Origin of the sequence: Chryseobacterium sp. WG14, from assembly GCF_024586945.1 — a bacterium.
Classification (GTDB): domain Bacteria; phylum Bacteroidota; class Bacteroidia; order Flavobacteriales; family Weeksellaceae; genus Chryseobacterium.
The window spans coordinates 193254-207340 of the sequence record NZ_JALCZD010000003.1; the positions used below are offsets into that span (position 1 = coordinate 193254).

The following is a 14087-nucleotide window of genomic DNA, read 5'->3' on the forward strand; positions in this document are numbered from 1 at the left end:
CTATGAGCAGAACAAGAATTGTCAACGGGAAATATACCAAGGTAACAGAAAAAGGATATAACCTGTACTCTGAAGGAAATACCAATATCAATGCATCAGGTTTGAATAATCTGAATGCAGATAAAGATATTCATCACGGCTCCGCAGTGGAAAAAGCTCCGGCATATCAGCCTAAAGACTCTGTAAATGTTTTTATCGGGATGTTTTTTGATGGCACAGGAAATAACAGGTATAATTCTGATAAAACCTATTACAGTAAGATCAACTCCGGGGAAACTTATTATAAAAATGATACCGTTCCCCAGGAATATTACGAAACCATCAAAGATCCCAAAACCGGAAAACAGAAAAAGATTAAAATCTCAGACCGTGACAGTTACTGGAATCCATATTCCAACGTTGCAAAACTGTTTGATCTTTATAAAGAGAAAAAGAACCCGAGTGAAGACGCAAAAGGAAGTGAAGACGCTCATCCGGAATATGGAAACTATGCTATTTTAAAACAATATGTAGAAGGAATAGGAACGAAACAGGATAAAGAAGACGATATTGCAGGTTCCTGTGCAGGAAGAGGAGATTGGGGGGTAATTGGCAGAGTAGAAGAAGGGATTAAAAGTGTAATAGAAAATGAGTTTAGAGGTATTTCTAAAAATAAAAAAATTAATAAGATTGTATTTGATGTTTTTGGGTTTAGCAGGGGTGCCGCAGCAGCAAGGCATTTTTGCAATGAAGTAAAGAAATCGGTAAAATATGATACCGTGATGCGGGATGAAATGGATACCAAAATGGGACGTCCCAAGGTATCTTATGTCTCTGTACATGCAGGGGGGCTTTTTGGAAAAAGATTGGCAAAGGCAGGGTATCAACCTGTTGGAGATACTTTTTCCATAGAAATCCGTTTTCTGGGGGTATTTGATACCGTAATTTCCGATATGGTCGTGAAAGAAAATATAGGATATAAAGTAGCAGGAGCCCTTATTACAAATCCGTTAACTGTTCCTTACAGTATTGCAGCATTTTTGGGTCAGGCTTCGCTTCAGGACATCAAAACGAAAGTATCAGGATTGGGCATCAAAAAGATCTTCCATATTACGGCCCATAATGAATGGCGGAAAAACTTTGCATTAACTCCCACAGAAGAAGGGTATACGATATCAATGTTGGGAGCCCATTCAGATATAGGAGGTGGCTATGCCCATCTGGATAAATATACCGCTGTTTTGGATTATTTTGATATGAAAACAGGGGATGATAAAACCCTTAAGGAAAAAGAAAAAATAAGACAGTTTTATATCAACCAGCGCATCTCTACAGAAAAAGAGATTGTATTTAGAAATACGTACGATCACGTAAAAGAAACAACCATAACGAGTGCAGGAGTGGGAACACGGGAGAACAAAGCAGAGCCGGATTTCCCGGATAAAGAAAAAACAGTATCCACAAGTCCTTACTTTCGGGTATTCCAAACCAAAGAATCAGACCATTATATTCTGGAAGATTCCCGGTATATATCTAATAAATACAGCTTAGTACCCATGTATATGATGCTGCATAAAGCTATTGATAATAAGGTGCCTTTTTATGATGATTATAATAAATCACCAGATGTAAAGAAAAAATTTGAATATGAAATTCCGGATACGGATAAATATAAAGTTTTGAAACAGTATATGAATCTGATGCTGGAAGAAAGTAAAAAAGAAGGGGTTGGAAATTATACGATGCCTTCAGAAATATATCAGCATATCTGTAACCATTATATCCATCTTTCTGCTAACTTTGGAGGACTGGCCGCGTTAGGCGTAAAAACAGGAGATCATCATCTTCTGGAAAGTGTAGGTTTTGTCAACCAACCAGTAGCCCCTAAAGTAGATAAAGATGGTAATATTTATTATGAAAGAGAAAAATGGTATCCTTAGATAAGAGTGTATGATAACAAAAAATAAAATTAAAAATATTGCATTATTGTTACCAAACTTATTGTTAATAATAAGCTGTGGACCTAAAGATAAATTTGAATGGAATGCAGGAATTTCCGCACCAAAAAATTATATCTCAGGAGGTCCATTTGTAGAATATTTTTATCAAGGAAAGGGGGTAGCGGGTACATCCGCCAATGTAGGAATAAATCCTGGTTGGGGAATGACAAGTGGCGGTTATACAGGAGGCGAAATATTTAAACCTGTTCCTGATAGTATTTCTGTTAGCTGGCGCTGTGGTCTTGACCTAATTGAATATAAAGTTGGGGCAAAACTTCCAAGAGAAAAAATGTTAGAATTATTTAGAAGAGGGAAAGAAATTACAGGGGAGAAAGAAAATTATAGTCAAATTATCACAGGTATGGCTCCTGGAGGAAATGTAACGGTTTGGCTCTCTGGTTCATTTGGAAATGAAGAAATTACTAAAATAAGAGCCAAGCGCGTAGGAGAGACCAATAAAGATGATTCTAATTCGGTTACTCTTTGGACATCAACAGGAAATGAAGCAAAAGATATTTTGAAATATGCTTATCTACACGGTATTCCTTATTCAGTTTGGGAAAAAGGAGATAAGCAATATAAATACGATCTGGGCTTTAGCAGTGAAGAAGATTATAAATATTCAATCATTTATTATTCAAAAGATGGAAGTGTCTATTTTCTAGATTCAACACCTTATTTTTTAAAATGGTCAAATCGTTTTATTGGGTACCCAAAAAATCCTAATCCATCACATCTGCTAAAACTCCCTGTGCAGATGGATTTGATCTGGCATTCTTATGATGATGAATCGCGTTGGTTTGAAGGAAGTGTAGTTTTACCACAAAACCTTCAGGCAACATTTGAAAAAGGTGGCTATGATCGAATGATTGTGACAATCCCTAAAGATACTGGGGGAGATTTTGTTGAAGGAGTTATCTATTTTGTAAACAAGCAAAAACAAGATCAGGTAATGCGTTTTCGTTTAGGAAGGTTTAATGATGAACAGAAAAAACTGATGTCACCGAAATACACTCTTCCCAAAGGATTTGTAGTCCCTAAATGGGAAGGAAGAATTCCTCTTCACAAGCCAACAGACCTTGAATATTGGCAGGAAGAATAACGTTTTCCATGATGAAAAAAATAAAAAACATAGCATTATTCTTACCCAACTTATTGTTAATAATAAGCTGTGGCCCTAAAGATAAATTTGAATGGAATGCAGGAATTTCCGCACCAAAAAATTATATCTCAGGAGGTCCATTTGTAGAATATTTCTATCAAGGAAATGGGGTGGCAGGAACATCAGCGAATGTAGGGATAAATCCTGGTTGGGGAATGACAAGTGGCGGTTATACAGGAGGCGAAATATTTAAACCTGTTCCTGATAGTATTTCTGTTAGCTGGCGCTGTGGCCTTGATTTGATTGAATATAAAGTTGGGGCAAAACTTCCAAGAGAAAAAATGTTGGAGCTATTTAAAAGAGGAAAAGAAATTAAAGGGAAGAAAGAAAATTATAGTCAAATTATCACAGGTATGGCTCCTGGAGGAAATGTAACAGTTTGGCTCTCTGGTTCATTTGGAAACGAAGAAATTACTAAAATAAAAGCCAAGCGTGTAGGAGAGACCAATAAAGATGATTCTAATTCGGTTACTCTTTGGACATCAGCAGGAGATGAAGCAAAAGATATTTTGAAATATGCTTATCTACACGGCATTCCTTATTCAGTTTGGGAAAAGGTGAAAAAACTTATAAATATGACATAGGATTTAGCAGTGAAGAAAATCGTGATTTTTATGAATCCGTTACAGCTTTTTCCAAAGATGGCAGCTATATATTTTTAAATGAGAATCAGTTTATTATTCCTTATAAGGATTGGTTGTCTAACCATATTAATGCTGGAGTAAAAGAAGGAAAGTTTCCTGTTCATACAACAGTACAATGGATTTCCGATGATAATAAACAATGGTATAAAGGTGAGATTGTTTTCCCTGCTGACTTTCAAAATACTTTTGATTCATTTTATAAAAAAAATAAAAACGTCCATATCGTGTATGTGATGGACAAGTTGAATCTTTCTGAGAATTACACATTTGGAACAATATGGCTGCAAAGTTCCACCTCAAAAGAACGTATCATGAAATTTCGATTAGCCAAGCTCAATAATGAAACAAGAAAATATGATGTATCAAAATACACTCTCCCAAAAGGATTAGTAGTCTCCAAATGGGAAGGTAGAATTCCTCTTCACAAGCCAACAGACCTTGAATATTGGCAGGAAGAATAACATTTCCATGATGAAAAAAATAAAAAACATAGCATTATTCTTACCCAACTTATTGTTAATAATAAGCTGTGGGCCTAAGGATAAATTCGAATGGAATGCGGGAATTTCTGCACCTATATATTATGGCGCATCAGGCCCGTTTGTAGAATATTTTTATAAAGGAAATGGAGTAGTAGGTACATCTGCCAAAGAAAGTCTACCAATCTTCAATGATTTTCTTTCTGTGGATTTTCCCCCAATCGATCATCGACATAAATACAGATCTTAATGTAGTGGTATGCCGGGTAGGGGTGTACTCAATGATCGTAAGTAAATCATTCTGAATAGTTCTGTTAATAAGTTTATTTTGTTCCAGGTCTCTTAGTTCCTTTGCTAAAACTTTCCCACTGATTTTAGGAATGCTGTTTTTTATTTCTTTGAAACGTTTATTACCATTCATGATAGAAAATAAAACCAATGTTTTCCATTTTCCATGGATTACTTCCAATGTACCCTGTAAATAAAGCATTCGTGCTTCACAATTCCTATGGGTTTCTTTTTTACTGTTCATCACTCCATGATTTTGTAGTTGCAGTACTTGGACTCTTGTCATTGTGGTTTATTTGGGTTCAGAAAGACGATAAATGGGCTGTTTTCAGACTGTCAATCATCTTTGCCAGTCTTTATTGGATAACGCAGGCAATGTCTATTTTATTTCCGGGAACAGCCCTGTTTGATCCGGAGTTTTCTTATCCTGGTCAGTGGCCTGTACAGTTCATATCAGATGGTGCGATGTTTTTACTGCTTATAATGGCTTATTTTTTAGAATCAAAACATTTAGATAGGTTAAAATAGTACATCATTAAAAAATGGAAATCCGTTGTTATTCTTTAAGGGTAGAAAAAATCAATTCAATTATAATAAGGGATGATAAAAATTAATACATTTGAATAGATAAAAAATAGCTGTGGATCCTATTCTTAATGTCGTAGTCCGTTCTCTCTGCGTTTACCTTTTCATGGTGATCGCCATCCGTTTATTTGGAAAAAATCAATTATCTCAGCTTAATGCAGGGGATATTGTTTTATTGCTGCTGATCTCCAATGCCGTTCAGAATGCAATGGTGGGACCGGATACTTCACTTCAGGGTGGACTTATTGCAGCCCTGGTTTTGTTTGTGGCTAATTTTTTGCTAAAAAGACTCATGTTTTCCAACCGTTCCTTTGAAACATTTATGGAAGATGATCCGGTAGTACTTATCAAAGATGGAATTGTAGATCAGATAGCCTTGAATAGAGTGAAAATTACCGAAAGTGAACTGGAAGAAGCAATCAGGGAACATGGCATTGACCAAATAAAAAAGGTAAAACTGTCTGTCTTGGAAGTTGACGGAAACATAAGTGTGGTTTCTGAGGATGAGAAAAGCAAGCAGACTCATTATACAAGAATCAAAAGAAAAAATAAAAGAAAATACCATTAAACAGAATGAATTACGAACTAAGAGAGATGCTTCCCGATGATGGGGCCCGGGTACTTGAGATTTTCAGACAGGGAGTTGACAGTGGTATAGCCACTTTTGAAACAGTAATTCCTACTGTGGAAGCCTGGGATATGGAATACTTTAATGCCTGTCGCTGGGTATTGGAAAATGAGAATAATGAAATAGTAGGATGGTGTGCCTTGAAGTTGGTGAGTAAAAGAGAATGTTACAAAGGAGTTGCAGAAGTGAGTATTTATTTCGATACAGACTATCAGGGGAAAGGATTGGGATCAGTACTGCTTAAAAAGATGATTTTGGATAGCGAGGATCACGGATTCTGGACTTTACAGACCAATATCTTCCCTGAAAATGAAATGTCTATCAAATTCCATCAGAAAAATGGCTTCAGAATAGTGGGGGTTCGTAAAAAAATAGGAAAACTCAACGGGGAATGGAAAGATTTGATCATGTTTGAGAAAAGAAGTGAAATAATTTAATGAAATACGAGCACCTATAAAACCGTTTTATCTATTTTAGGGTTTACACTTTATATCCGGAATCTGGAATTTCGAACAATTTGGCATTAACCTTGTTATCTTTTGGCAACTAAGTTTGAAAAAGTGAAAATAATGAAAAGTATGTTTAAAGTGATGGGAGCAGGTGTGGTTATGCTGATGCTGACATCTTGTGTGGTTCATGAGCATCACGGAAGAAGGCTTCCACCAGGGCAGGCGAAAAAAGTGTATGGAGGGAGTGCAAGATACTATGCTCCCGGCCAGGTAAAAAAAGTATATATTTATGAAGATAGAGGTCGTGGTCACCATCATAAAGGCCGCGGTCATGGCCATCATAGATAATGAAGAAAAAAAGAGGTTAAAACAATAACCTCTTTTTTTATGTTCAGAATAGAAATAAGTATAGTCCTTTTCTATTTATTGATATTAAAATCTGGATTTTTTAGGATTTAAAAAAGTATTGAAGATGATAACTTCCTGACCGAATTTTGTTTCAACGCGCTCAGCTATATTTTTTAATTCACTTTCAATAAAATCATTTCGGAGTTCATCATTATCAAAGATCAAAAGAAGGTTGTAATTTTTCCCGTCTTCAATATAATCACTGTGTACTTCAGAAAGGATATATTTGTTCACATCCATCAAGTTTTCAGTCATTACCACCAGTGTTTCATCAATATAATTTTCCCATTCCTCGAGATTATTTTTCGTACAGTGGAAAGTTATACTTAATATGCTCATATTTTATGAATTTTTAAGATTTTTTGGATAAATTCTACCACAAAAATCGGCAATTTTTTCGTAAATTAGCCCGTTAATAAAAATTCGAAATAAATAATTTTCAGACATACAGCTAAAGGTCTGGCTATCATTATAATAAAATTTGTTTATGCAAAAAGAAGGAGAAAGACTGATTCCTATCAACATCGTTGATGAAATGAAATCGTCTTATATCGATTATTCGATGTCTGTTATCGTCTCAAGAGCGTTACCGGATGTAAGAGACGGTTTGAAACCCGTTCATAGAAGAGTACTTTACGGTATGTATGGATTAGGGGTTTTTTCTAATAGAAAATATTTAAAATCTGCAAGAATTGTTGGGGATGTTTTAGGTAAATATCACCCACACGGAGACTCCTCTGTGTACGATGCAATGGTGAGAATGGCCCAGAACTGGAGCTTGCGTTATCCACAAGTGGACGGGCAGGGTAACTTCGGTTCAATGGATGGTGACCCGCCGGCAGCAATGCGTTATACTGAGGCAAGATTAAAGAAGATCTCTGATGAGATTCTTTCAGACCTTGATAAAGAAACAGTTGATTTTCAGAATAACTTTGACGACAGTCTACAGGAGCCAACAGTAATGCCTACTAAGGTTCCTAATCTTTTGGTAAACGGAACTTCAGGGATTGCGGTAGGTATGGCCACCAATATGGCACCTCATAACTTATCAGAATCTATAGATGCCATCTGTGCATATATTGATAACAGAGAAATAACAATTGATGAGCTGATGCAGCATATCATTGCTCCGGATTTTCCTACAGGTGGAATTATCTATGGTTATGACGGGGTAAGAGATGCTTTCCATACAGGAAGAGGTAGAGTTGTTTTGAGAGCTAAAGTAAGCTTTGATGAAATTGGAAACAGAAATGCCATTATTGTAACTGAGATTCCTTATCAGGTGAACAAGGCGGAAATGATTGCCAGAACTGCAGAACTTGTTAAAGATGATAAAATCCCTGGGATCTATGAGATCAGAGATGAATCAGACAGAAACGGACTTCGTGTTGTTTATGAATTGAAAAATGATGCTATTCCAAATGTTGTCCTGAACTTATTGTATAAATATACATCGCTTCAGACTTCTTTCAGTGTTAACAATATTGCCTTGGTACACGGAAGACCGGAACAGCTGAATCTTAAAGATATCATCCATCACTTTGTGGAACACAGACATGAAGTAATTGTAAGAAGAACTCAGTATGAGCTTAAAAAAGCGAAGGAAAGAGCTCATATCTTAGAAGGATTCATGAAGGTGATAGGAACTCAGGATTCCTTAGACAGAGCAATTGCTATCATCCGTCATAGTGCCAATCCTCAGGGAGCAAAAGAAGGCTTGATCGAAGCATTTGAGCTTTCAGAAATTCAGGCTCAGGCAATTCTGGATCTTAGATTAGCCCGTTTAACAGGAATGGAGCTTGATAAAATCCGTGATGAGTATGATGCCATTATGAAAGAAATTCAGAATTTGGAAGATATCTTAGCGAATGAGCCAAGAAGATTCGAAATTATCAAAGAAGAATTGCTTGAAATCAAAGAAAAATATGGTGACGAAAGAAGAACGGAGATTGATTATTCAGGAGGAGAAATGTCTATTGAAGATATTATTCCAAATGAATCTGTAGTTCTTACAATCTCTCACGCAGGATATATTAAGAGAACTTCACTTTCAGAATATAAAATTCAAAGTAGAGGAGGTGTAGGAAACAGAGCGGCAACTACAAGGGATGAAGACTTCCTGGAGTATATTGTTTCTGCTACCAACCACCAGTATATGCTATTCTTTACAGAAAAAGGAAGATGTTATTGGTTAAGAGTATTTGAAATTCCTGAAGGTTCTAAAACTTCAAAAGGAAGAGCGGTACAAAACCTTATCAACATTGAACCGGATGATAAAATCAAAGCATATATCAGAACCAATAACCTTAAAGATTCTGAATATGTAAACCAAATGAGCGTTGTGATGGTAACTAAAAATGGTACCATTAAGAAAACATCACTTGAAGCCTATTCAAGACCAAGGGTAAATGGGGTGAATGCTATTGAGATCAGAGATAATGACCAGCTATTAGGAGCTTACCTTACAAATGGTACCTCCCAGATTATGATCGCTACTAAAAACGGTAAGTGTATCCGTTTCCCTGAAGAAAAAGTAAGAGAAGTAGGTAGAGGATCCATTGGGGTAAGAGGAATTGCTCTTGAAGAAGGAGACGAGGCAATTGGTATGATTGTTGTGAATGATGTGGAGAACGAAACAGTACTTGTAGTATCTGAAAAAGGATACGGAAAAAGAACTGCAGTAGAAGACTACAGAATTACAAACAGAGGAGGAAAAGGAGTTATTACCCTAAACATTACCGAAAAAACAGGACATCTGATTGCTATTCAGAATGTAACAGATGAAGATGGATTGATGATCATCAATAAATCCGGAGTTGCTATCAGAATGGGAATGGATGAAATGAGAATAATGGGTAGAAATACTCAGGGAGTGAAAGTAATTAACCTTAAGAAGAATGACGAAATTGCAGCAATTGCAAAAGTAGAAATGGATAAAGATGTAGAAGAAGAAATTGAAGAAGGAACAGAAGGAGTAGAAATTGTAACTGATAACCAGGAAAATGATGAAGTACCTCAGGCTGAAAATGAAACTCCGGCAGAGGAAAATGGGAATTCTGATTCTGAAGAATAAATTGTACAATTAATATAAAATAGTTATTATGAAGAAACTTATTTTAGGTATAGCTATCGTAGCATCTTCTTTTGCTTTTGGACAGAAAAAAGATGTAAACGCTCAGCTTCAGGCGGCTAATACAGCTGCTATGGAGGCCTATAATGCAAAAAATTATGCAGTTGCAGCCCCTAAGTTTGTAGAAGTTTATGACTTATTGAAGGCTAATGGTCAGGATAATAAGATCTATATGTATTATGCAGGGCTTAGTCATGCATTGGCAAATAATACTGATCCTGCAATTAAAATATATACTGATCTTATCAATTCCGGATTTACCGGAGTGGAGACTACTTATACTGCAAAAGATAAGAAATCCGGACAGGTTGTTAATTTAGATAAGGCTACCTGGGAGCTTATGAAAAAAAATACTGATTATTCAGATTTTAAAACTGAACAGTCTAAAAGTATAGAACCGGATCTGTATGAAACTTTAACTTCATTGCTTCTTAATGCAAAGAAAACTGATGAAGCTCTTGTTATTATAGAAAAAGGATTGGCTAAATTCCCTAATAATGCTAAGCTTAAAGAATCTCAAAGCTCCGCTTATTTCCAGTCTGGAAACACGGAAAAGTTTATGGGAACTCTAAAAGAACAGTTGGCTAAAAACCCTACTGATGCAACAAACTGGTATAACCTTGGAGTAATGCAGTCTAAAAATCCAGCTACAACAGCAGATGCTATTGAATCATTCAAAAAAGCAGTAGAGCTTAAGCCTACCATGGCAGAAGCACACCAAAATCTTGTGTATACAACTATTGGGGACGACTCTAAGATTGTAACAGAGATCAATGCTTTGAGAAAAGACAAGCCGGATGAAGCTACCAAACTGATTGATGCAAGAAAAGAGAGATTTGCTAAAGCTTTACCTTATGCTGAAGCATGGTACAAAGCTGCACCTCAAAGTCTGGATGCCGTTTCTGCACTTAAAGAAATCTATGTTGTAACTAAAAATATAGATAAAGTAAAAGAAATGAAAGCTAAAGAAACTGAGCTTAGTGCTAAAGCAAAATAATAGCTTTAAGAAAATGATAATAAAACCGGAGCAGAAATGTTCCGGTTTTGTTTTTTTCCGGGATTGAAGAATCCTTATTTTTGTAGCAGAGACCCCTAAATTTCACTCTAAAAATTCTCTGTAATTCCGTATCTTTGGGAAAAATTTTTACAAGATGATTGAGTGGAAAACCGTCAAAGAATACGAAGATATTACCTATAAAAAATGTAATGGAGTAGCAAGGATTGCTTTTAACAGACCGGAAGTACGTAACGCTTTCAGACCCAAAACAACTTCAGAATTATATGATGCTTTTTATGATGTCTATGAAGATCCTTCTATAGGGGTGGTATTGCTTTCAGGAGAAGGGCCAAGTCCGAAAGATGGAGGCTGGGCTTTTTGTAGCGGTGGAGACCAAAAAGCAAGAGGGCACCAGGGGTATGTGGGAGAAGACGGAAGACACCGTTTGAATATTCTTGAAGTTCAGCGTTTGATCCGTTTTATGCCGAAAGTAGTTATCGCGGTTGTTCCGGGATGGGCTGTTGGCGGAGGACACTCTCTTCACGTAGTATGTGACCTGACTTTAGCAAGTGAGGAGCATGCTATTTTTAAGCAGACAGATGCTGACGTAACAAGTTTTGACGGTGGGTACGGATCTGCTTATCTTGCTAAAATGGTTGGACAGAAGAAAGCCCGTGAAATCTTCTTCTTAGGAAGAAATTACTCTGCTCAGGAAGCTCTTGAAATGGGAATGGTTAATAAAGTGGTTCCCCATGCGGAATTAGAAGATACTGCCTATGAATGGGCACAGGAAATATTAGAAAAATCTCCAACCTCTATCAGAATGCTGAAATTTGCAATGAACCTTACGGACGATGGCATGGTGGGGCAGCAGGTTTTTGCCGGTGAAGCTACACGTCTTGCCTATATGACGGAAGAAGCCAAAGAAGGAAGAAATGCCTTCCTTGAAAAAAGAAAACCGAACTTCGGAGAAGATCAATGGATATCATAAACTGTAAAAAGTACAAAGTAAAATGTATTAATGATTCAACACATTAGACTTTTACTTTGTACATCATACATTTTACATTATACAAATTATGACTGATTGGATAAAAGCCGCAAGGCTAAGAACACTGCCGCTTTCTTTAAGCGGAATTATTATGGGAGCTTTTATTGCAAAATGGAGGCTTTACAGAGAAGGAGGAATCTGGGACTGGAAAATTTTTGCACTGGCACTTTTGGTAACACTTTTATACCAGATTTTGTCAAATTATGCCAATGATTATGGCGATGGGGTAAAAGGAACAGATGCCAGAAGAATCAATGAAGCGGAATCAAGAGCTGTTGCATCAGGGAAAATTACTGCCAAACAGATGAAAAATGCGGTCATTCTTTTTGCAGCACTGTCTTTCATTGCTACAGTCGCTTTGCTGTATGTAGCTTTCATCCCGGACTATATGAATGAATTCTATATCTTCATAGGGTTGGGAGTCGCAAGTATTCTAGCTGCCATTGGATATACAGTAGGTAAAAAACCTTACGGATACATGGGGTTGGGAGACATCTTCGTATTCATCTTTTTTGGACTGGTTTCTGTATGCGGAAGCTATTTTCTGTTTACCAAAACCTTCAGCTGGGATATGCTGTTGCCAGGAACGGCAGTAGGGATGATGAGCATGGCTGTTTTGAACCTTAACAATATGAGGGATATTGAAAGTGATAAGCTATCAGGGAAAAATAGTTTTGCCTTAAGGATAGGGTTTAAAAATGCAATGATCTATGAAATGGTCCTGTTACAGCTTCCTTTAGTATTGATTCTTATATTTTTAGGAGTTAACGGGTTTATACAGGCTCAGAACTATTACGTATTTATTGTAATGATCCTGTTATTTCCACTTGCGAAATTAAGGAGAAGTATCATGTCGGTAAAAGAACCTAAAGAATTAGATCAGTATCTGAAGCAGGTGGGTATTATGACGTTTATTATGGCAATTCTTACAGCAGCAGGACTTAATTTATTTCACTAAATCTAAAAATATTTTATCATGAGTTCTACAATCTTTGTTGAAGCACAAATGCTTATCAGAAAACCGATTGAAGATGTTTTTGAAGCATTCATCAATCCTGAAGTAACCACTCATTTTTGGTTTACAAAATCTACCGGAAAATTAGAGGAAGGTAAAACCGTAGCCTGGGAATGGGAAATGTACGGCGTAAAATCCGAAGTGAAAGTTCATCAGATTATTCCCAACCAACTGATTAAAACGGAGTGGGGAGAACCTTCAACGCATGTAGATTATGAATTCAGAGCAATGGAAAAAGGAACCCTTGTTGTCATTAAAAGTTATGGATTCAGCCAAACCGGCGAAGATCTCTTAAAAATAATCAATGATAATACTGGGGGTTTTACAACGGTTTTAGATGGCTGTAAAGCTTATCTGGAGCATGGAATCAACTTGAGGCTGATTGAAGATAAATTCCCGTCAAAATAAGCGAAAATCTTATAAAGAAGATCGCTCTTACATTTAAAGAACACAGATGGCACGAATGCTTTTCACAAATGTCACTAAATTTATATTAGTTATTTGTGAAATCATTTGAGTCATTTATGTTTAATAATAATTAAAAATTAAATTGAAAATGAAAATACAATTCTTAGGGCAAAATTGCTTCTTGTTCACCTATAAGGATAAGACAATTTTGAGTGACCCTTTCTACAATTACAAAAAAACGGAGTCAGGATTTGACATTACCGCCCAAAAAATCGACTATATTCTGTTGACGCATGCTCATGGAGATCATATTGCTGATGTGGGTGAAGTGTTGCAGCATTATCCGGAAGCTACCATAATTGGAGTTCCTGAAGTATGTGGGTACTTTAAATCAGCAAAAAATACAGACGATGTCAACTTAGGAGGGTCGGCAAAAATCGACGATCTTAAAATTTCCATGGTTCCGGCTCATCATACGAGTTCTTTTCCGGATGGAAGCTATGGAGGTGTTCCTGTAGGATATATCTTCAGACTTCCTGAAGGTAAAAACATTTATTTGGCTGGTGATACAGGAGTAATGGCTGATATGGAGCTGTTCCCAAGGTTATACGGAAATATTGATCTTTCTATCCTTCCTGTTGGGAGCCACTACACGATGTGTCCGAGAAAAGCTTCTTTTGCAGCAGCAGAATTATTAAAGACACCAAAAGTAATCGGTTGCCACTTTGATACTTTCCCTGCAATTGAAATTAATCATGAAAGTGCATTAAAGCATTTTGCAGACAGAAATGTAGAACTTGTTTTACCAAAACTGGGAGAGGAGTTCGAATTTTAAAAAATAAGGGTAATCTGAAATTAGAAAAT

General features: G+C 36.5%; 15 protein-coding genes. 13 read left to right on the plus strand and 2 right to left on the minus strand.

Translation table 11 applies throughout. The features are described from left to right. Window positions 1-2: 2 nt before the first annotated feature. Genes MP478_RS06900 through MP478_RS06915 form a run of 4 tightly spaced genes read left to right on the plus strand, consistent with a single transcriptional unit; the run spans window position 3 to window position 4246 of the window. Entirely contained in the window at window positions 3-1919 is a 1917-nt protein-coding gene (locus MP478_RS06900; RefSeq protein ID WP_257200004.1) for a DUF2235 domain-containing protein, read from the plus strand. A 10-nt stretch (window positions 1920-1929) separates the two neighbouring features. After that, a complete protein-coding gene (locus MP478_RS06905) occupies window positions 1930-3081 on the plus strand; it encodes a DUF2931 family protein (RefSeq protein ID WP_257200005.1) in 1152 nt (383 codons plus the stop codon). Between the two features lie 8 nt (window positions 3082-3089). Then, the gene (locus MP478_RS06910; protein WP_257200006.1) at window positions 3090-3725 is read left to right on the plus strand and encodes a DUF2931 family protein; all 636 of its coding nucleotides are present in this window, start codon (window positions 3090-3092) and stop codon (window positions 3723-3725) included. Next, a complete protein-coding gene (locus tag MP478_RS06915) occupies window positions 3689-4246 on the plus strand; it encodes a hypothetical protein (RefSeq protein ID WP_257200007.1) in 558 nt (185 codons plus the stop codon). The genes MP478_RS06910 and MP478_RS06915 overlap by 37 nt, the downstream gene beginning before the upstream one ends. A 196-nt stretch (window positions 4247-4442) precedes the next feature. Here the strand turns inward: MP478_RS06915 and MP478_RS06920 are convergent, their stop codons facing one another. After that, window positions 4443-4838 carry a helix-turn-helix domain-containing protein gene (locus MP478_RS06920; protein WP_257200008.1) on the minus strand — a complete coding sequence of 132 codons (396 nt, stop codon included), beginning with the start codon at window positions 4836-4838 and terminating at the stop codon, window positions 4443-4445. 354 nt (window positions 4839-5192) lie between these two features. On the opposite strand from MP478_RS06920, the gene MP478_RS06925 reads away from it, so the two are divergent. The 3 genes from MP478_RS06925 to MP478_RS06935 all read left to right on the plus strand — a co-directional run bounded on the left by MP478_RS06925 (window position 5193) and on the right by MP478_RS06935 (window position 6562). Then, window positions 5193-5705, plus strand: a complete 513-nt coding sequence (locus tag MP478_RS06925) for a YetF domain-containing protein (protein WP_257188928.1) — start codon at window positions 5193-5195, stop codon at window positions 5703-5705. Window positions 5706-5710: 5 nt separating this feature from the next. Further along, window positions 5711-6202: a GNAT family N-acetyltransferase gene (locus MP478_RS06930; RefSeq protein WP_257200009.1), complete on the plus strand. Its 492-nt coding sequence runs from the start codon at window positions 5711-5713 to the stop codon at window positions 6200-6202. A 132-nt stretch (window positions 6203-6334) separates the two neighbouring features. Beyond that, the gene (locus tag MP478_RS06935; RefSeq protein WP_257188927.1) at window positions 6335-6562 is read left to right on the plus strand and encodes a hypothetical protein; all 228 of its coding nucleotides are present in this window, start codon (window positions 6335-6337) and stop codon (window positions 6560-6562) included. A gap of 84 nt (window positions 6563-6646) precedes the next feature. On the opposite strand, the gene MP478_RS06940 is transcribed toward MP478_RS06935, so the two are convergent. Continuing rightward, window positions 6647-6961: a DUF4286 family protein gene (locus MP478_RS06940; RefSeq protein ID WP_230035412.1), complete on the minus strand. Its 315-nt coding sequence runs from the start codon at window positions 6959-6961 to the stop codon at window positions 6647-6649. Between the two features lie 148 nt (window positions 6962-7109). On the opposite strand from MP478_RS06940, the gene gyrA reads away from it, so the two are divergent. From gyrA to MP478_RS06970, 6 genes are all read left to right on the plus strand, one after another. Then, complete coding sequence (gene gyrA / locus MP478_RS06945) at window positions 7110-9695, plus strand: DNA gyrase subunit A (protein WP_257188926.1); 2586 nt, start codon at window positions 7110-7112, stop codon at window positions 9693-9695. Window positions 9696-9723: 28 nt separating this feature from the next. Continuing rightward, window positions 9724-10749, plus strand: a complete 1026-nt coding sequence (locus MP478_RS06950) for a hypothetical protein (protein ID WP_257188925.1) — start codon at window positions 9724-9726, stop codon at window positions 10747-10749. A gap of 154 nt (window positions 10750-10903) precedes the next feature. Continuing rightward, window positions 10904-11740: a 1,4-dihydroxy-2-naphthoyl-CoA synthase gene (locus MP478_RS06955; RefSeq protein WP_047495817.1), complete on the plus strand. Its 837-nt coding sequence runs from the start codon at window positions 10904-10906 to the stop codon at window positions 11738-11740. A gap of 88 nt (window positions 11741-11828) precedes the next feature. Further along, window positions 11829-12758, plus strand: coding sequence for a 1,4-dihydroxy-2-naphthoate octaprenyltransferase (menA, locus tag MP478_RS06960; RefSeq protein ID WP_257200010.1), 930 nt, complete (start codon window positions 11829-11831; stop codon window positions 12756-12758). An 18-nt stretch (window positions 12759-12776) separates the two neighbouring features. Next, window positions 12777-13223 (plus strand): SRPBCC family protein, encoded by a 447-nt coding sequence (locus MP478_RS06965; protein ID WP_230035420.1) that lies wholly within the window; start codon window positions 12777-12779, stop codon window positions 13221-13223. 148 nt (window positions 13224-13371) lie between these two features. Beyond that, window positions 13372-14058 carry a metal-dependent hydrolase gene (locus MP478_RS06970; protein ID WP_257200011.1) on the plus strand — a complete coding sequence of 229 codons (687 nt, stop codon included), beginning with the start codon at window positions 13372-13374 and terminating at the stop codon, window positions 14056-14058. Window positions 14059-14087: the final 29 nt, after the last annotated feature.